The organism is Gelidibacter salicanalis (assembly GCF_016469035.1).
In the GTDB taxonomy this organism is placed as follows: Bacteria; Bacteroidota; Bacteroidia; order Flavobacteriales; family Flavobacteriaceae; genus Gelidibacter; species Gelidibacter salicanalis_A.
In genome coordinates, this window is record NZ_JAEHJZ010000008.1 from 115,289 (window position 1) to 134,737 (window position 19,449).

The 19,449-nt window shown below is 35.0% G+C and carries 13 protein-coding genes and 1 pseudogene; 4 read left to right on the top strand and 10 right to left on the bottom strand.

Annotation, left to right across the window (positions count from 1 at the left end; all coding sequences use genetic code 11):
* Positions 1-128: 128 nt before the first annotated feature.
* Positions 129-1,067, bottom strand: coding sequence for a beta-agarase (locus tag JEM65_RS05650; protein WP_199597959.1), 939 nt, complete (start codon positions 1,065-1,067; stop codon positions 129-131).
* 255 nt (positions 1,068-1,322) lie between these two features.
* Here JEM65_RS05650 and JEM65_RS05655 point away from each other — a divergent pair, with 255 nt between their 5' ends.
* Entirely contained in the window at positions 1,323-4,193 is a 2,871-nt protein-coding gene (locus tag JEM65_RS05655; RefSeq protein WP_199597960.1) for an FG-GAP-like repeat-containing protein, read from the top strand.
* 145 nt (positions 4,194-4,338) lie between these two features.
* Here the strand turns inward: JEM65_RS05655 and JEM65_RS05660 are convergent, their stop codons facing one another.
* From JEM65_RS05660 to JEM65_RS05695, 8 genes are all read right to left on the bottom strand, one after another.
* On the bottom strand, positions 4,339-5,481 hold the full coding sequence (locus JEM65_RS05660) for a CaiB/BaiF CoA transferase family protein (protein WP_199597961.1): 1,143 nt from the start codon (positions 5,479-5,481) through the stop codon (positions 4,339-4,341).
* A gap of 5 nt (positions 5,482-5,486) precedes the next feature.
* Positions 5,487-6,632 (bottom strand): CaiB/BaiF CoA transferase family protein, encoded by a 1,146-nt coding sequence (locus JEM65_RS05665; RefSeq protein ID WP_199597962.1) that lies wholly within the window; start codon positions 6,630-6,632, stop codon positions 5,487-5,489.
* 1 nt (position 6,633) lies between these two features.
* A complete protein-coding gene (locus JEM65_RS05670; RefSeq protein ID WP_199597963.1) occupies positions 6,634-7,773 on the bottom strand; it encodes an ABC transporter substrate-binding protein in 1,140 nt (379 codons plus the stop codon).
* 93 nt (positions 7,774-7,866) lie between these two features.
* On the bottom strand, positions 7,867-9,312 hold the full coding sequence (locus tag JEM65_RS05675) for an aldehyde dehydrogenase family protein (protein WP_199597964.1): 1,446 nt from the start codon (positions 9,310-9,312) through the stop codon (positions 7,867-7,869).
* A gap of 18 nt (positions 9,313-9,330) precedes the next feature.
* Positions 9,331-10,101 (bottom strand): enoyl-CoA hydratase/isomerase family protein, encoded by a 771-nt coding sequence (locus JEM65_RS05680; protein ID WP_199597965.1) that lies wholly within the window; start codon positions 10,099-10,101, stop codon positions 9,331-9,333.
* Between the two features lie 26 nt (positions 10,102-10,127).
* A complete protein-coding gene (locus JEM65_RS05685) occupies positions 10,128-12,032 on the bottom strand; it encodes a CRTAC1 family protein (protein ID WP_199597966.1) in 1,905 nt (634 codons plus the stop codon).
* 16 nt (positions 12,033-12,048) lie between these two features.
* Positions 12,049-13,890 (bottom strand): alkaline phosphatase D family protein, encoded by a 1,842-nt coding sequence (locus tag JEM65_RS05690; RefSeq protein WP_199597967.1) that lies wholly within the window; start codon positions 13,888-13,890, stop codon positions 12,049-12,051.
* A gap of 40 nt (positions 13,891-13,930) precedes the next feature.
* A complete protein-coding gene (locus JEM65_RS05695) occupies positions 13,931-16,264 on the bottom strand; it encodes a beta-galactosidase (protein WP_199597968.1) in 2,334 nt (777 codons plus the stop codon).
* Positions 16,265-17,439: 1,175 nt separating this feature from the next.
* On the opposite strand from JEM65_RS05695, the gene JEM65_RS22825 reads away from it, so the two are divergent.
* From JEM65_RS22825 to JEM65_RS05705, 3 genes and pseudogenes are all read left to right on the top strand, one after another.
* Positions 17,440-17,568, top strand: a complete 129-nt coding sequence (locus JEM65_RS22825; protein WP_262895220.1) for a hypothetical protein — start codon at positions 17,440-17,442, stop codon at positions 17,566-17,568.
* Positions 17,569-17,597: 29 nt separating this feature from the next.
* Positions 17,598-17,951, top strand: a pseudogene (locus JEM65_RS05700) (single-stranded DNA-binding protein).
* A 79-nt stretch (positions 17,952-18,030) separates the two neighbouring features.
* Positions 18,031-18,234 carry a DUF6876 family protein gene (locus tag JEM65_RS05705; protein ID WP_233530535.1) on the top strand — a complete coding sequence of 68 codons (204 nt, stop codon included), beginning with the start codon at positions 18,031-18,033 and terminating at the stop codon, positions 18,232-18,234.
* Positions 18,235-18,323: 89 nt separating this feature from the next.
* On the opposite strand, the gene JEM65_RS05710 is transcribed toward JEM65_RS05705, so the two are convergent.
* Positions 18,324-19,355: a tyrosine-type recombinase/integrase gene (locus tag JEM65_RS05710; protein ID WP_199597969.1), complete on the bottom strand. Its 1,032-nt coding sequence runs from the start codon at positions 19,353-19,355 to the stop codon at positions 18,324-18,326.
* Positions 19,356-19,449 lie beyond the last annotated feature (94 nt).

Sequence of the window (19,449 nt, forward strand, 5' to 3'; positions counted from 1 at the left end):
AATTCAGATAAGTAGCTGATTTTAATGAAAAAAAGCTGAATAATATTTTAATTATTCAGCTTTAAACAAAATAGTCCCATGATAATTTAGATTAGTCTTCCAGTTCCAATTATAACTAAATAGTTATCTTAATTTTTAACTGGTTTAAATACTCTGATCCAATCAATTTTAAACGTATTGTTGTCTGGAATATGAAGTTCTTCATCAGTAGGTGTGAGACCCATTTCTGCGCGCCAGGTTTGATCTTCAGCATTTATAATAACATCCATTTCTTTATTTAGTCCTGTCCCATTTGTATAATTTAATGGATCTATTTCAGAGACCCCTGATCGCGTTCTTACCAGTTGACCATTTATGTAATACTCTAGATTCCATGGATCTTTCCAATACACTCCAAATCTGTGGTAGTCGTTCCTCCAAACGGTGCTGTTATCGGTGTAAAAGCTGCCTTCATCACTTGGTTGCCAATCTTGGAACGGATCACGAATAAACACATGATGGCTTAAGTGAACTCTTTTTGGGCTAAACCAAGTATTGGTCCAACGGTCTCCTCCATAAGCTTCAACAATATCAATTTCTTGGGTATCGTCAGGACTTAATAGCCAAAAAGCGTTTGCCAAAACGGAGTTCATTATTTTTACACGAGCTTCAATATAAACGGGGTATTGAACTCTAGTTTTAGAGGTGATAATTCCAGTATTGGTTATTGCAGTACCTTCAGGACGTGTGGCTAATATCTTTAATTTGCCATTTGTAACCAGAGAATTACTTCGTTTCCATTCCGTTGGTGGAGGGCCAGTCCAAGCATTATGATACCAATCATTCCATTTACTTAAAAATGTAGCACTTTTCCCATCTGCTGGAGCTTCATATTCAAAGTCATCAGACACATTGGCTTGAAACTCCCATTTCATTCCAGTGCCTGGATTTGCGGGCACTGGAATCGTAATCCATGTTTCTTCAATTTCTTCAGGGACTTCCTCTATTTTAGTTTGATCATCAGAATTAGATTCTGAGCAGTTTAAAACAAGAAAAAAAGTTAGTCCTAATAATAAATATTTTTTCATTTATTCACAGTTATTAGTTGGGTTAAAGATAAAGGATCAAATGTTTTTATACATCAAATCAACTTGACAAAAACTGAACAATTAGGGATCAGGTAAAATATATAATGATAGTTCAGATTTTTATAAAGGGTGTTTTTCAAGCATAAAGGATGGTTTTTAAAGCGGACAATATATTGACATGTCAATTTTTTGTACGGCGTAAAATCTGGGCTTCGATTAGAAAATTGCTAATTTGCATAGTATAAATGCAGTGTAATGAAAAAAGTTTTACTTACGATTCTGTTGTCATCAATTTTTAGGGTAAATGCCCAAACTTCAAACCCTTTACATAAAGAAAAAGAAGAGGTGTTTAATGCCATTTTAGTGGATCCATCACAGCCTATAATAATAAATCACAAAATAAACGGGAGTTTGACAAAAAAGCTTGTTTTAAACGTTAATAATCCTGGATTGTACGCCGGTTTAAGTGTGTTTGCTGACAATGAGCTTATAATGGACGACTTCAATATTCCGAAAAAGGGAGATCAAACGATATCCGGTATTGTCAGCTTTCGTAAAAAAGGATCTGTTGAAATCCGTTTACAATCATTCGATGAGACATTAACCATAAATAGCTTCCATTTTGAAGACATCATAGGATTTAAGTTGCCAAGTTTTCAAGATATATCTGTTAAGGCGGGGTTAGATAAAGTCAGTTCCCTAAAATATGGAGGACCTTCAGTTGCCGACTTAAACAATGATGGATATTATGATTTTATAGTCAACAACCACAATCAAGAAACAAGTAAGCTTTATTGGAATAATGGTGATGGAACTGTAACCAAGCACGATAAAAACCTTTCAAGATGGTTTAAGCATGATTTGCACGGTACAGCTCTTGGCGATTATGACAATGATGGAGATCTTGATCTTGTATTAACACAGGGAGGTAGTTATGGTGAAAATCCTTCAAAGGTTAATTTATATCATAATAATAAAAATAAATTAATACTGTTTACGGGTGATGTGGAAATTGATAGAGGAGGCAGAGGTCGTGGTGCTAGATGGATAGATATGGATTTGGATGGGGATCTTGATTTGTTGCTCGTTAACGAATCTAGTCTTAAGTATGACAAGCCTCAACATTTTTTTTATGAAAATAATGGTGACGGGACTTTTGTATATAAATCTGTAAAAGAAATACAAGATGTGGAAGAGTCTCGAGTTCTGGTTACAGACTTTAATAATGATAACATTGATGACCTGATTTTTTATAGTCCACTAACATTATGGAAAGGAAATGGGGATTTCACTTATACAGATGTAACTGAACTTATTCCCGATCACATCCGTTCATTAAACCGAGTTATGGCAATAACAGATATTGACATTGATAATGATGGCGATTTGGACCTCTATTTAGCTCGAGGACTAGTTTTTGAGCGCGGGGTAGGAGAGACGCCCTCACTTGATTTTAATCCGATTACATCTGAATTATCAATAAAAACGAGAGGTTATAAAGGATCAGATGCATTTGATTTTACATTGGATGGCAACATAAGGTTGCATAAATATTACTACCTCGCACAGGGTTCTTTAGTTGGAAAAACCTATCCAATATTTTTTGGGAAAAATAAAATAGAAAAGAATGTAGATTCAGGCGAAGAATTGGAAGTTACACTTGAAATGGCTCAAGGTTGGCCAGATGATATTTCGGAAAAAGGATTCTATTTAGGTCATATAGGAAACTCACAATGGAAAGCTATTTTAGTAAGAGACGATAATATCTTTTGGCAATATAGATTCAGTCTTTCTGGTGTAACAAGTGTTACTCCAGATTTTATTCCGCAGAACAGAAATAATGCTGATGTTTTATTAAGAAACGATGGAGATAAATTTACTGATGTTTCTAAAGCATGGAATATTCCTAAAGGCGGAAACGCTTTAGGTGTTACAACTGGAGATTTTAATAATGATAGTCACCAAGATCTTTTTGTGTATAGATGGGGTAGAGTAGGAGCAAGAATTTCTGATTATATGTTATTAAATACAGGTAATAATTCTTTTGAAACAACAACAATGCATGGAGCAAATGATGTTGGTGGACCAGGGAATGGAGATATGGGGCAAGCTTTTGATTTTGATTTAGATGGGCAATTAGATTTATTAAATGGTAGTGAAAACGGAGAATGGTATTTATATAAAAATGAAACAAACTCAGAAAATAATTACGTAGCTCTTAGAGTTGGTTATTCTCCAAAATCTAATGTAGATCCTATTTCTGCGGAAGTTATTGTAAAAACAGCAAATAATGAATATAGAAAACGTGTTGGATCTGCAGGAGAAATATTTTCTCAAAGTTTAATGAATATTGTGCATTTTGGATTGGGACATGAGTCTGAAATAAAAAGTATTAAAGTTAGATGGAGAAATGGAGAAACTGTAGAGTTTAAAAACAAAGAAGCTAACAAAATTTACAATACAGATAATGTTAATAATGGTTCTAATAAAGATTTACCTGTCGCTTCAATTTCTTTTAAAACAAAAGATATAACACTGTATACTAGTGAAAACTTAACTTTGGATGTTGCTATTTTACCAAAACATAAGATGAATGCTGATCTCATTTGGACATCGAATAATTCAAATGTTCTTACTGTGGATAAAAATGGGAATGTAACACCAATTGCACCAGGAAGAGTGGTTGTAAAAGCAGCATCAAAAGATAATTCTGTTTCATCAGAAATTAAAGTTACTGTTGCACCTTATACTGCACCTTATGTTAAAATTTTAAACAAAGAACAGTATGAGAATAATCAGGTAAAAGTGGGTGATAATTTAAAAGTGACGGTTAAATATCATGCAGGTTCTGGTAATCGTGTTATTTCTGCAGATGAAGGAGGAATTCGTTTTTGGTTACGTCATTTTAAAAGTAAATGGATACCTGTAAAAGATGTGGTTCTTGTTAATAAAGACGCATTAAAAACAACAAGTGGAACAGCAAATATGACTTTCTCTTTGAAAGATTATATGCCGTCTAACCAATTACAAGAAAATCATTTTTATCAACTTAGAGTTACTTTTACTTCTAGTGATGGAAATATGTATGAAGATGAAATCCTTCCATTAATCATAATTTCTAGGTAAAAAAAAAAGGCACTATCTCTTAAAGCATTTAAGTTTTATAATAGTTACAAAAAACAAGTAAACCTCTCTTAATAAAGAAAGGTTTACTTTTTAATTTCTTTTATTAGAATCAAATGTTAAAACTACTATTTTTATAATAGTTTCTTTAAACGTTAAATTCATTTGCAATTTTTGCATTGTGTTCACCTAAAATAGGAGATCCTAAGGATGATGTTAAATATTCCCCATCAATTTTTATAGGGCACCTAGTAGTTTTGTATTCAAAACCATCACCCATTTTTACATTCTGAATCATATTTAATGCTTTAAAACCATCTCGGTTAAAAAGTGTTTCCCAGTCCATTACATTAGCGCACCAAATATCTGCTGGTTCTAAAATGGATAGCCAATGTTCAGTAGTATTTGTATTTAACTTATTGGCTAAAATCACTTTTATTTCATCTCGTTTTGTAAACCAACTTGCAGGTTCTGGATAATTTGTTAATTCTTCACAACCAATCAATTCACCAATAACAGGAATTGAAACCATTGCCAAAGCTAAATAACCATTTTGTGTTTTATAAACTCCATAAGGAGCTCCTAAGTAGGCATGCGCACTATTGCTTTTTGGACGAGTGGTTGGTTGTCCGCCGTCATGGTAGAATGTAGTAATAGATTCAAATTGAAAATCGATTATAGACTCTAACATACTCACTGATACTTTGGAACCCTTTCCAGTTTTGCCTTTTTTTATTAAAGCAGCCAAAATACCTTGAACCAAATGTGAGCCAGATAAAATATCGGCAATCGCCAATCCAACCGGAGTTGGTCCACTTCCATCATTTCCATTTAACCAAGTTAAACCTGATAATGATTGCGCTAATAAGTCTTGTCCTGGCTTAGTTTTCCAAGGACCTTCTTTTCCATAGCCTGAAATTTCACCATAAACAATTTCTGGATTTATTTTTATAATGGTGTCATAATCAAAGCCTAGTCGCTCTATAACTCCAGGTCTAAAATTATGGACTAAAACATCCGCTTTTTCTATCAATTTTAAAACTTGCTGTTTTTCAACCTCATTTTTTAAATCGGCTTGAAAACTTTCTTTATTTCTATTGATGGCTCTAAATAAAGATGAATCTCCATTCATATTGACATTGGAAACATATAGTTTCCGGCAAATGTCTCCTTCTAAAGGTCGTTCTACTTTTATCACTCTTGCTCCTAAATCGGCCAACCGTAAGGTGGCAGAAGGTGCAGACAAAAACTGACTCAAGTCTATAACTAATATATCTTCTAATGGTTTCATATCGTTCATAGATTAAATTCTTTAATTAGTGCTTCTGTATGTTGCCCAACTCTTGGAGCTGATTTAGAATTAAATAACCTTTCATCGTTGAGCCTGATTGGACAACGTGTGGTATGTATTTCTTCGCCTGAAATTAATGGCAATTTCTGGTTCATTTTTAAAACTTTATAGGCTTCATGATTTAAGAGTTTTTTATAATCATAAACATCAGAACACCAAATACTTTCAGCTTCCAAAATATCTAACCAATCTTGTGTATTCTTTTCAATTAAAATTGAACGAAGAATATCCATAATTTCATCTCTCTTTTCAAACCATGAATTAGAATCTTTATACGATTCCAATTCAGTGCTTTGTAAAACCCGACCTATATTAGTTACCGACCCCATTGCTAAAGAGAGATACCCATCTTTGGTTTTATAAACACCATAAGGTGCGCCTAAATACGCGTGCGCATTACCTTGTTTTGCTCTTACAGGTTTTTTATTTCCATCGTTTAAATAAGTGGTTATAACTTCAAACTGAAAATCTAAAGTTGATTCCAACAAACTAACTTCCACTAAAGCACCTTTATTCGTTTTTAATCGTTTTAAAAGGCTTGCTAAAATACCATGTGAAAGATGTGTTCCTGTAATTAAATCGGAAACCGCTGCGCCAACAGGTACCGGATTATCATCTTTATTTCCAGTTAGCTTAGCAAATCCAGACATGGATTGTATAAGTAAATCTTGCCCAGGTTTTTTAACCCATTCACCTTCTGTACCATAACCCGTTACGGTAGCATAAATGAGTTTAGGGTTGATGTTTTGAACTGTTTTATAATCCAATCCGATTTTCTCCATTACGCCAGGTCGGAAATTATGAGTCATAACATCTGCCTGTTCAATTAATTTTTTGACACGTCGTAAATCTTCAGGGTTTTTTAAATCTGCGGTGTAAGACTCTTTATTTCTATTAACGGTATGAAAAACCAAACTACTGCCGTCTAAAAATAAGTTCTTTAAAGCAATACCTCTTCCTGCTTCACCATGAACTGGTCTTTCAATTTTAATGACTCTTGCACCTAAATCTGCTAAACGTAATCCTGCTGAAGGACCCGCCATAAATTGAGCAAACTCTAATACTAAAATGCCTTCTAAGGGAAGTTTCATATTATTGTTCTAAAGATTGGATATATAATTCATTTAGCTTTTTGAGAATATCGCTAGGGTTACCACCTTTCATCATATAGTCTCTAATGGGTGCTCCTGCCCTATCTTGAAAATACATATGGCCATGATAGCGTGGTCTTAAAAATGCTCTATCTAATGCAGGTAATGTGTGCTGAAAGAAATTATCAGTAAGCTCATTCGACCGTTTATCTAACCAAGCTTGTCTATGTCCTGGTTGGCCTCCATTATCAAAAAACACACCTTTTTGAGTAGCTTCTGAACCAACATATTCAACAAATTTTCCTGCTATTTCTTTATGTTTACTTTCTGCAGAAATAGCCAATCCTGTTCCTCCTAATGTTGTAATTAGTTTTTGACCACCAATCGCCACCATGTCATGAAACTTCAGATGTTTTCGGGCATACCCATTTCGTGAGTAATTGGTGTAGCCATAAGCGAAAGGACTGTATAAATAGTCATCTGTTAAAGTCATAGCTTCGTAGACTTTAATAGGGTTGAAATCGTAATTTTCAGGCTTTATGTTTTTACCTAATTCACGAAGTAATTCCAACGCTTTTATTCCCGTTTTCTCTGATATAACTCGTTCTTTACGCTGGCAAACATCTTCGCCTATAGTTGAACATATCATATAAAAACTCATTAAGGAATCTTGCGGAATCCCAGGAATTGAAACCATCCCTGTTTTTGACAATTCTATTAAATCATTAAAAGTTTCTGGAAATTTTAAATTAAGTTTTTTAAACAAATCTGGTCTGCTCGCGGCTACAGGCGTTGCAGCATCAATAGCCAATGCCCATTGCTTTCCATTAATGGAGTAGCTTTCATGAGATTTACCAACTGTGTTTTTTTCTTGGTCTTTTAAATAGGCTTCAGACAAATAATCATTTAAAGCTAAAATGACTTTTGTTCTAGCTGCAAAACCAGCCCATGGATGGTCAATAATTAAAAAATCATAGCGTTTTGCCAATTCATTTATAGGTTCATCTGCAAATGCTTGCAATGATCGTTTTTCCCAAACGATATCGACATCTGGATTTAATTCTGAAAACCGTTGCGCACAAGCAACGATTGAAGTGTAACCACGACTATGATTCCATGTAATTCCTTTTAGTTGTTTCATGTATTTTTCTTATTTGCTTTTTATAGGTTACAGGTAGCTTCCATTTTAGTCATTCATTTTAGTATAAAATCATAGTTATGGAAGTTTCATAATTTATTCGTAACTCATGTAAATGGTTCGTTTTTGTAAATATTGTTCGATACCATAAATGCCATCTTCACCGCCAAATCCGGCTTTTTTATGTCCTGAATGGTAGCCTTGTATATAACCAACTATTTGTTTGTTGATAAAAATGGTCCCTATTTGAAATTCTTGAATGGAGCGCATTATCAATTTGTGATTTTGGGTAAATAAATAAGCCGATAAACTATCATCTCGCTTATTTAATAATGCTTTTGCCTGCTCATAGCCTTTAATTTTTACAATTGGCAAAACAGGACCAAACATTTCTTCTTGTACAGTTGCGTGATCAGGTTTAACATTCGTAAGTATGGTTGGTTCATACCAATTTCCTTTTTCAAACTGTTTCCCATGAGGACGCTTTCCTCCAAGGGCTAAATCTGCACCTTGCGCTATGTTTTCTTTTACAATACTATCAATACGCTTTAATCCATCAAGACTTAAACTGGGTCCCATATCTACATTGGTCATAGGGTTGCCTACCTTAATTTTTTGTACTCGTTTAATCAATTTTTCGGTGAACTCATCGGCAATTTTTTCATCTACAAACACCATTTCATTACAGATGCATACCTGACCACAATTTGCATAACGCGATATGGCAGCTGCTTCTACGGCTTTATCAATTTCGGCATCCTCTAATACAATAAATGGTGCTTTCCCTCCAAGTTCTAAAACCAAACCTGCAATGTTTTGTGAAGCGCCTTTGTAAATAGCTTGTCCTGCCCGCGTACTGCCCGTCATAGAAATTAACTTGGTAATTGGGTTTTCTACTAAATAAGAACCTATATCATGACCATATCCTACAACCATACTAATAACGCCTTTTGGTAATCCCGCTTCATGAACAATTCTACAGAATTCTGAAGCTGTTACAGGTGTTAATTCTGAAGGTTTAATGACCATTGTATTTCCTGTAATTAATGCTGGGCCAATTTTACGACCAATCAATGCTAAAGGATAATTAAAGGCCATAAGCCCAACGGTAACGCCATAAGGAACTTTGTGGATAGATAGTTGCTCGTTGGGAACATCCGAAGGGAAAATAGCGCTTTGAATTCTTCTACCTGCTTCTGCAGAATACGTCATGTACCGAATGGTGTCATCCACTTCATATCGGGCTTCGACCAATGTTTTTCCTTGCTCCATCACCAATAGTTTGGCAAAGTGTTCCTTCTCTTCTCTTAATTTATCTGCAATGGCATATAAATAATTTGCACGTTCCTGAGGCGGTAACATTTGCCACGAAAACTGCGCTTTTTCTGCAGATTCCAAAGCATGTTGCGTTTCGGCAATGGAACTAATATACATAGAGGCAAAAACTTCCCCATTAGCTGGGTTTTCAACATCTATTTTTTCTCCGGAGCTTTTTTTAATCCACTCACCATTGATGTAAGTGTTATAAATTTTTGGTTCCATATATCTGTAGTATTAATTTTATTTAAATATTGGTTTTCTTTTCTCCACAAAAGATTTCAATCCTTCTTTGGCGTCTTCAGTTTCGTATAATCCATCGGCAAGTTTAGTTTCTAACTCGAGCCCTTTTTCCAGAGATAATTCAATTCCTTTGTAAACGCTTTCTTTTATAGCTTTCATTGCCTGCAAAGGTCCTAAAGCTAGTTTTTCTAAATAGATTTTTGAAGAATTTTCAAATTCGGCTTTTGGATATAACTGATTTACTAAACCCATATCAAAAGCATCATCAGGCATAATTGATTCTCCTGAAATCAATAATTCCAATGCTTTACTTTGATTAACCAGTCGGATTAATCGTTGTGTACCACCATTTCCAGGCATTAATCCTAAATTGGCTTCTGGCAATCCAATGAAATATTGACCATCAGAAGCTAATCTTATATCACAAGCCAAAGCAAGTTCCAATCCACCTCCTAAGGTATGACCACTTAAAAGCGCAACGGTTATTTTAGGACTTTCTGCAAGTTTTTTAGCCACTAAATTGGCGTTTTTTACCATCTCTTTATTTTGAGCCGTTGTGTTTTGTTGAAATGCCTTAACATCTGCACCCGCACAAAAGAATTTTTCTAGTTCACTTTTTACAGCAATCACTTTTACGTTTTCATTCTTAACAGCTTGATCGATTGTTTCTGCCATTAATTTCATGAAGTCAATATCATAACTATTAGCTTTTGGCTTATTAATTAGGATATAGCCAACACGATTTTCTATTTTTAGACTTATTGTTTTCATAAATTCTTTTCTATATCCATTTATTGTTAATTAGGAATAGACTTCAATTGATTTACAGCGACATCTTTTAATGAAACGGTTTCTCCAGTCCTCCATGTGACTTCAATGTTTTTGATAATATCATCTTTACCAAGTCCGAAATGCACTATGTTTAAAAGACTTTGTGAGTGTGAGGCGCTTCCTGAACCAATCAACTTATGTTGACTTCCTGACTGAGTAGTGATTTTAACTTTGGCTCCATACGTATCAACTCCAGTTTTAGAACTTCCTACTCTAAGCAGTAAGTAATTATTATCAGGTGAAGTGTCGTTTTGATATAAATGCCATTGACCATTATCGTCATCTCCACTTAAGATGTCTAGTTTTCCATCCAAATTATAATCGAAAGCCGCGCCCATATCTCCGTGTGAATCTCCTAGTACTTTCGGAGTAGCACCATGGTTGAACATTGTTGAAAAGCCACCAATTTTATCGTTGATAAAAAGAACATCAGGAATTCTCTGTTTTAATTCTCCAAAACGATAAATAAATAAATCATTATGTCCATCATTATTGAAATCTCCAGAAATCACACCCTGATTGTTTTCTGAACTTTCTTTTGGAAGTATATCTGTAAAATCAGTAAATTTTGTACCATCGTTTTTAAGAAGAATATCTTGTACTCCAAGGTTTTGTGGTTCCCAATCTGGTTCCACCTTGGTAACCCCTGTTATTGACGCCCTGAGATCCCAAGCTAAATCACTTTTTAATAGCCATTCTAAACGCCATTTTCCCCTACCTAAATATCCAAGATACCATCCACTTTCTTCAAGCTCTTCAGGAAAGCCCTCTGCTACTTCTTTTGCAACAGATATCGCCTCTGAAGGCATTACTTGCATGGTCTTGCTGTTCCCTATGAATAAAGGTATTGTTGGTTTATCTGCTCCTCTTGGAAAGCGATAAAAATCGAATAATTTTATATCGCCTTCAGAATAAAATGTAATACCATCGTGACTTTTATTTCCTTCATCTCGTAAATCTAGTCGCTGTTTTTCTTCATTGAAGTTTACGGAATTATTTGCAATTTGATAGATTGATTTTCCACGAGCTAAATAATAATCTAAATATCCATCGTTATCTATATCCAGCTCTGCTACGGCCAATACTTGATTGGTACTGATCAATTCTTCAGGCAGCCATTGTTTACTTACATCAGTGAATGTGAAATCATTATTACCTTGCCAGAATTCAATTGGATTATAGGGGCTAAAAGTTATAATGTCTAATACGCCATCATTATTAAAATCAGAAATTAATAGTCGTTCTGCATCAATATTCTCGAATGCTATACTTTTTCGATATGTAAAAGTTCCATCACCATTATTTTCAAACAAAATATTTCTTGGAATGTTTTCATTCGCCATCTGCTCTGCATTAATTTGAAGAAAGTCTAAATCACCATCATTATCCAAATCAATCCATCTTACCGAACGACCACGAGCTCCCATTTCAGATAAACCAGAATCTTCAGTAACATCAACAAATCGACCATTGTCGTTTCGCAACAATCGTTGAGGTTGCGGTGTTAAACCATTTCCACCTCCTAATGCAATTAGGAGATCTAAATCACCATCTTTATCATAATCCCCAGCAGCTATTCCATGTAAATCTGCCCTAGGGAAAAGTCCTTTTTGTTCGGTAAACGTACCGTCAGGTTTGGCTAAGAATAATTGAATTGGACTGGTGTCATGATTACCTAGCAAAAGATCGTACCTACCATTATTACTAATGTCTGCTACTGTAGGGCCACCATATTTCCAGTTTTTATCTGTATTTAATCCCACTTTTTCTGTAACTTCATAAAACTTTACCACAGGTTCCTTTTCATCAACCTTTGCACAAGCAATAATGAAAATAGATACTAAAAGAGAGATGGAATATTTTGTATTCATTTCAGATGGATCTAGGTTATTTAAGCGAAACTTTTATTGATGTTTTGTTTTTATTCAACGCTTCTACATTTTCAAAATATTTTTTGTTAGATCCTTCACCTACTTCAATTATATATTCGCCATTATGTAATACTTTCGGCTGATAATCATTACCTTTTATACGTATTGAAGACACAACTTCTCTAGAATATTGCTCTTTTATAGTTACTACTTGATCTGCCTCTGAAATAAATAATTTCGGCAACTCATAACCCTTTCTAATAACAAAATTATCTTCTTGAGATATGGTAATAGGCCAACCTGGGTATGGTTTTGAGTTTGAGTCATGAATATCAATATTTCTTGGCCATGCTTCGAAGGTAATTGTCCTATTCGGTTTATTATATCTTATCACTCCAAAGCCCGCAGCTCTTGTAGATAATTTACCCCCTTCTTTAATTTCTGGCAATGTTGGGTTTGCTACCGCTATTACAGTAATTTTGTTTTTAAATCCGTCTAAAAATTCACCAGTATAAGTCGGTGCATTTTTATCTCTGTTTTTTCCGGGATTTTGAGGATGCCACCATCTTAACCAAAAATTAGCAATTGCTGGCGTTGTAAAATTATAACCAGCATCTCCCCAATCATCAACTCCCATTTTGGTAACTGCACCTAAATGTGTATCTCCGGTAATCGTAGGAGAAAAACTTTTTCTAATAATTTTCAATGCTTTATTTCTTTCAGCTTGTGGCCAAGCATTTGAATCAAAATCGGCATAAAACTCTCTGTCGAATTTACCAGTATAATTGTCTACCATTGCCAAAGCAGTTTGTGACAAGACAGTTTTCATTTCAGCATTTTCCCAATCCGTTGTCCATGCCTCTAAAAACTTCAATTGACGCTCTCCTAACAAGGTTAATCCATCTAAATCAAATTTTCTAGTGTCAATATCTTTATCAAAAATGGCTTCGTAAGGTCCATTTGGAAATATTTCTGGATACTCATCTGCTAAAGCAGTTAAACCTGATTTAAATTTTCTGTCTTCTAAAATGGCAAAACTAATACCTCCCCATTTTAAATCTGTATAATAAACTCCAATTCCACGTTCTATAGGGGTTGGATCATAAGGATCTGGAAGATGACCGGTTTGTGCACGTTCAACTTCTTTTATATATTCAACAGGCATATAGTAACCACCATAAACTCCTCTTCTTTCATCTGTATTTTTTCCACCTTCACCCCAAAAATTTCCTTGACCTATATCATGGTCATCAGGTGTTATGATAACAGGTGTATTTCTGAAAGTTTCACCAAATTCTCTTCCAAATTTTAACCATGCTAAATAATGTTCGTTGTGTTCGTAAACTTGGTCTCCTGAAAAGAATATCAAATCTGGATCTAGTTTTAAGATGTTTTTTACAATATCATCTTTGGGCAAATCACCACCATGTTCTGGATACATAGAGTTGCAGGTTAAAGCTGCCAATACAAAATCCTCTTTATCTATTGGGTTTTTTTTAATAAGTCCTTCATAATAGGCTTCATTGTTATATGCTACACGATATTTTTTATTCTTTGTATCGTCCCAATCTTCAATTCTAAATGGTGCGGTATAACCTGGATAGATAATTTCAGTTTGAGCTTTTTCGATCCACTTGCCGTTTTCTTCAATTTCTAAACTAGCAGAAAAGGGAGTATAATTTTTAAGCGGGTGAAATTGAGCTGTTAACTTTAATGTGTTCTCATGAACTGTATACATTGCAAAAGCAATACGATCTTCTGGTTTAATATTATCGGGTAATCTTATTATACTTTCATCTTGGGCATTACTTATATTAATAAATAAAAGTAAAATAGCTAAATATTTATTGGTCATCATAGAGTAGTTAATTATTGGTTATCATAGAGTAGTAACTGTATTACTTATTCTTGCCTAATTTTCCGAATCTTCTTAAATATAGGCTTGAATTAACTTCTTTTGCTTTTTTAATCATTGGGGGATAAGGAATGTCTGTGTTAGATACAAAGCCGACATTGTAATTTTCACCATCATGAGCTCTTCCTGTAATTGGAGAATCTAGGTATTGAAACCAATGGGCACCAACCAAATATGGATTATCTATAGTAGAGTATGCATAATCAGCCCACATTTTAGCTCTGTCTTCTTGATCAGTAGCATGCACCAGACCAGAATGAAATAAGCCGGAATCTGGAGCGCCTATATGATACTCACCAATAATAGTTGGCATATCTACTTCTTCTAAAAACTTCCAATATTTCTCACCTATTCCCTCTTTGTAGTAATTGTAACTGAATACATCTACAAATTTAGCTGCTGATTTACGTACTTCTTCTGTGATTCCCCATACTGCAAAACGACATCCCATGTACATATAATCTGGCATTTTTTCTTCTAAAACATCATGAACAGTTTTGAAATATTTTGTAGCAAAAGTTTCAAGCATGATTGAAAAATCGGCAACCATTCCTTCGTTAAATTCATTTTGGTTTTTAAAGTTAACTCCGTTTTCTAGCTCATCCCAGTTAGCAATATTAGTTTGCCAATTTTTGTTTAAGCTTTTTATTGATTGATATTTAGTCTTTAAGATGGTCATAAACTGTTGTTTTAAATAGCTGTCTTTCCCTTTAGATAATCCGTCTAAAACCAATCCGTAATGTGCTTTAGTCGAGCTTTCATTGCCCCAACTGAGTTCGTTGTCTACAAATACTCCAATGCACCAAGGATTGTTTTTAACTTCTTCTGATACTACCTCAATAGACTTTTTTACTCTTCTTTCAAATTCCGGGTCGAAAGGATCTGGCATTGGACCCCAGTAATCTGAACCAGAGTATACCTTTTGAAAATCTCCAATAATCCATCCGTTTGCAAAATATGGCACGTTATTTCGGTGATAAAAAGCAGGGTCAATCCAGTTTCCAAAAGAAGTGAAACCCCAATTACGCATTCTGTTTTCGGTGACCTCTAACCATTTGTCAAAAAATGAATTTGGATATTCTTCCCCATATCTTCTTTCTAAATTAGATCTGTAGAAACTAAATGTTTGTCCATGCTTTATGGGACCAAAATGCGATACTTTTCTATAACTGTAATGTTTAGCCAGAGGATCGTCTAGTTTCGGAAGTTCTAGAAACATATCATGTCGTAATTTGTTGACTACATGACCTGTTTTCATAGTTTCCATTGGGATATCTATGATTCCTTTGGAATCCTCTGGAGTAACGTCTTCAGGATCTCTATGATAAAGGCTTTCATCAGTATAATCAATTCCGGTATAGGTCGTAGAGTTTGCCATGCGAACATTCGCTAAGCCAATAGAGAAAAATAAATGACCATCTGGATCTACTAATCCCCATTTTCCATTCATTTTTTCTGTTCTAAAAAAGCCAGTAGCTTCTAGTTGTGGTCCATCTTTCCATCCCCCATATTCGCATCTGTCAGGCATTAGCGTGTATTCCGATAAAGATTTCAATTCTTTATCAGCAATGTTCTGTAGCTCCTGATCAGAATGTACCTTTATAGGGAAATCTTTTTTCGCATTTTGTCCAAACTTATCTACAATCCCTGTTAGGTAATTAGGATCTCTTTCTGGACTTTCTACAATTCTGATATTATCAATTAAAAAGGTTTTGTCTTTTAATCCTTCTAATCTTAAGAATGCGATGGAAGATACTTCTGAGAAATCGATATCATATAGCAGGCCATTTATTTTCATGTGAATAGCATCTGTTTCCCATGCAGGGGGAGTATCTCTTAATCCACTTTCTATATCATTAATGTCGGTAGTAATTTCAAAGAAATACGATTTAAAGTCTCCTTTATCAATATTTGTGATTCTTTTTACACTTTCACCTTTTCCATTTTTAATATTGATTGATAAGAATGTGGTTTCATTGCCTAAACTTTTTGCGTCAAAAACTAAACTAAATTTTTTGTTTTTATCTAGCACCCAAGGTTTTTTCGGTGTGATGTCGAACCCTGAAAGCTTTTCATCGCCTTTAAACAACACCTTTAAAGACTGTTCTCCGCTGGTGTATTCTTTTGTGCTTAGCTCTATAGTAGATTTGATAGAATTTAAATTCTCACTTATTCTAGAGCTTTCAAAGTTGTCTATAATAACTTCAGATTTATAATCCCATACTTTTCTATAATCTTTAGTTTTAAATGGATAAACCACAAACCCAATTATACCTATCACTAATACGTATAATACCCATGTATGCTTTAGTCTCATATATTTGTTGTAATAAATTGATTTATCAAATCTAATAATTGTTAAATATTTATTACTCGGTAGAGCAGACTAATACGCGTGTGTTAAGTTTTTGTCAAGTAAAACTTAATTATTTTTTTCGATTAAAAAGAAAAAACTGACTTAAAAGTAGTTTTTCTTGGATTAATATTTTAGTCTCAACCATAAGCGAAGTTTCATTTGATGTTTTTTAAATGGTCAAAATTTTTAAAATTGACTAATAATTAAAGAGTAAGAAATGTACGAATGCTTCAGTTGTGGTATAAATATAATATGTTTTCAACAGGTGGTAAAAGATTTATTCTCAGTTTTTTACGAATTGATGTTTGGTAACTCTGTTTATAATTGATTAGTAGCGTATATTTTTAATGGGGATATTGGATCTTATTATTGTTTTATAATCCAGGGTACATTTATATTTTTAGAATTTTTAAGAAAGCTTAAACTTTTCCGACAATAGAAGAACTGAGCTCACACATTTTAGCCCATTGCCGCTTCATTCCGCGAAATGCTCCATTACGGGCAAAGCGCTTCATTAAAAAGTCTTGGACCTAACTCCAAAGTTTACGATTTCCATTTCACCTGCTCGCTCATTCCCGAAAAAAGTCGGGAAGCTTACAAACTCCATTGCAACCTCCAACTTTGAAGTCAAGTCCGCTTAAACACGGCTAAACGAGATAAATCCGTTATCATAACACAGGAAGCACATTCCCCTACATTGCACGAAAAGCTCCATTCCGGGAAAAGAGCTTCCCTAAGAGGTCTTGGACACAATCCCCGATTTTAGCTTTCCATTCCGTTAACCCTTCCCGCTATGCCGGGAAGGAACACTTCACTTCGACTTGGCTCAGCACAGGCATTCCTTATCTAAAATTGGAAATAGCGTCCGCCAAATAGGAATTCCATTTAAGGATTTGATGCCACTTCCTATGTTTTTATACTTCACATGAGCCTTTAGATCTACATCCGCACCCGCACTGTCCAACCTTTTTTTGCCAGCAAAATACCAACATTTGGAACTTGACCGGACTGCATAAACCAGGCTTGTACCTCGCTCTTTTTTATAAGTCCTAAACAATTCCAAATATTGAAAATGTATCAGCAACAAAAAAAGGTACAGCGAGGGCGCTATGGGAAGTAAATCTAAAATGAAACTTATGAAATCTTACAAAAACATGCCAAAGGAAGCGATACCAACAAAAACAAAAAAGGAAAACGCTCAAGATATAATAAGTAAATCATTTCAAAAAAAATATAAAAACTTACTGTCTGAATGGTTCAGATAGCATTTTAATTAATCTTTAATTCTTTTATTATGAGCACTTTAAAAAACAAAGTACAATTGATTGGAAACGTGTGAAATGTCCCCGAAACCAAGACCCTAGAGAGCGGCAAGAAAGTCGCCAATTTTTCACTTGCAACCAATGAGTTTTATAAAAATTCAGATGGCGAAAAAGTGCAGAACACCCAATGGCACAATATTGTTGCTTGGGGTAAGATTGCCGAAATCGTTGAGAAATACGTGGGCAAGGGCAAGGAAGTTGCCATAGAAGGCAAATTGACTTCCCGTTCTTATGAAACCGAAACTGGGGAGAAACGATACGTTACCGAAGTGGTAGCCGATGAAATCCTGTTACTTGGAGCCAAGGACAACGGAAACGCTGAATAACAGCGATAAAATTTAAGAGGGCGTTCCCGTGGAAAGTAGCGCCCTCTTATTCATTATTCACACTTTAAATATATGCACAATGAAAGCACAAGTTAACGAAATCAAAGAAGGATTGCAACATTTTCACGGAACAGAAATGTTCTATCAAATCCCGTTATTAAGAACACGCTTTACGGACGGACTAAAATATCTTGCTAATGTAGCAGATTGTTTTTGGCTCATTACAGACACTTCGGTAATTGCAAAAAATTTGATGAACCGAAGCGAATTTTATCCCAAGTAAATCGTTATCCAAAGTGTTTTTACTAACCTTTTGTTAATCAATGCTTTAGTCTGTTTACTTTTTAGAACAGCTTTGGATAACGATATTGATTATTTGTTAAAATTCCTTAGCCACTCCCTAAGTTTCGAGTCCTTTTCCCAGCTCGCTTCGTTTGCTTTGACTGGTATGACATTAACGTAAGCGGCTTCCAATGCCTCACGTTTTTGTTTTGAGTCAGCCCTAGCATAAACTTCAGTAGTCAGGATGGATACATGTCCGAGGATATCGCGTATGTACACCAAGTTTATCCCGGATTGCAAAAGGTGCATTGCCTTACTGTGGCGCAACGTATGTGGGCTCATTTTTTTAGGTATTATCTCCGGCCTGAGCATCCTTGCATTCTTTGCATAAAGATTTAGGATATATGTCACTCCTGAGTTTGTCAGCTTTTCACCCCTATTGTTAGCAAACAAGGGCCGTTGGTTGTATGCCAGGTTATCAAGGCGATTTTCCTTTATATAAGCCATCAGCAGATTTACCTGTTCATTCTGCAAGGGAACAATTCTTTTTTTGCACCCTTTTCCCAAAAGAGTAACATAATATGGTTTGATCAAATGCAGGGATACCGGGGTCAGATCTATGAGTTCCTGCACCCTTGCCCCGCTATCATAAAGCAATGACAGCAGCGCTAAGTTCCGCCGCCCTGCTTTGGTGTTAACCGGTATTTGTTCCAGCAAGAATTTGATGCCTTCAACGGTCAGGCAATTGACAGCAGTTCTTTTTCCCTGTTTCTTGACTTTAATGGACAGGATGTCCTGCCATTGTCCAAGACGTTTGACATCTTCATATTGCATATATCTGAAAAATGAATGCAAAGCGGCCAACCTTTGGTTTCGGGTCGAGTTGGAGCATTTCCGGTTTTCCTCTAGCCAATCAAGGAAGCCAAGAACAGTCTCCTTGTTAAAATGGTTGAGGGTCAGCCTGTCCGCAGATTTAGCTCTAACCTTATCCATAAAGGTAAGTACAAGGGTAAAGGTCTCACTATACGATCTTATCGTATGGGAGCTGGCTCCCCTTTCGCCAACAAGATACTCTGTAAAGAACCTTGTAAGGTATTTCGCAAAATCAGTGATTGTTTCCATAATTGATGTCTATTTTGATTTGGTTGGGGAACACAAAGGAAGTAAGTGGGTTTTCCATTTTGATGATTTCTGGATAAATTTCCTCTGTCATCCT

What these genes read in the sequence shown, in the direction of transcription:
- JEM65_RS05650 (WP_199597959.1), bottom strand. Translation starts at nt 1,067, where the DNA reads ATGAAAAAATATTTATTATTAGGACTAACTTTTTTTCTTGTTTTAAAC.
- JEM65_RS05655 (WP_199597960.1), top strand. Translation starts at nt 1,323, where the DNA reads ATGAAAAAAGTTTTACTTACGATTCTGTTGTCATCAATTTTTAGGGTA.
- JEM65_RS05660 (WP_199597961.1), bottom strand. Translation starts at nt 5,481, where the DNA reads ATGAAACCATTAGAAGATATATTAGTTATAGACTTGAGTCAGTTTTTG.
- JEM65_RS05665 (WP_199597962.1), bottom strand. Translation starts at nt 6,632, where the DNA reads ATGAAACTTCCCTTAGAAGGCATTTTAGTATTAGAGTTTGCTCAATTT.
- JEM65_RS05670 (WP_199597963.1), bottom strand. Translation starts at nt 7,773, where the DNA reads ATGAAACAACTAAAAGGAATTACATGGAATCATAGTCGTGGTTACACT.
- JEM65_RS05675 (WP_199597964.1), bottom strand. Translation starts at nt 9,312, where the DNA reads ATGGAACCAAAAATTTATAACACTTACATCAATGGTGAGTGGATTAAA.
- JEM65_RS05680 (WP_199597965.1), bottom strand. Translation starts at nt 10,101, where the DNA reads ATGAAAACAATAAGTCTAAAAATAGAAAATCGTGTTGGCTATATCCTA.
- JEM65_RS05685 (WP_199597966.1), bottom strand. Translation starts at nt 12,032, where the DNA reads ATGAATACAAAATATTCCATCTCTCTTTTAGTATCTATTTTCATTATT.
- JEM65_RS05690 (WP_199597967.1), bottom strand. Translation starts at nt 13,890, where the DNA reads ATGATGACCAATAAATATTTAGCTATTTTACTTTTATTTATTAATATA.
- JEM65_RS05695 (WP_199597968.1), bottom strand. Translation starts at nt 16,264, where the DNA reads ATGAGACTAAAGCATACATGGGTATTATACGTATTAGTGATAGGTATA.
- JEM65_RS22825 (WP_262895220.1), top strand. Translation starts at nt 17,440, where the DNA reads ATGAAATCTTACAAAAACATGCCAAAGGAAGCGATACCAACAAAAACA.
- JEM65_RS05705 (WP_233530535.1), top strand. Translation starts at nt 18,031, where the DNA reads ATGAAAGCACAAGTTAACGAAATCAAAGAAGGATTGCAACATTTTCAC.
- JEM65_RS05710 (WP_199597969.1), bottom strand. Translation starts at nt 19,355, where the DNA reads ATGGAAACAATCACTGATTTTGCGAAATACCTTACAAGGTTCTTTACA.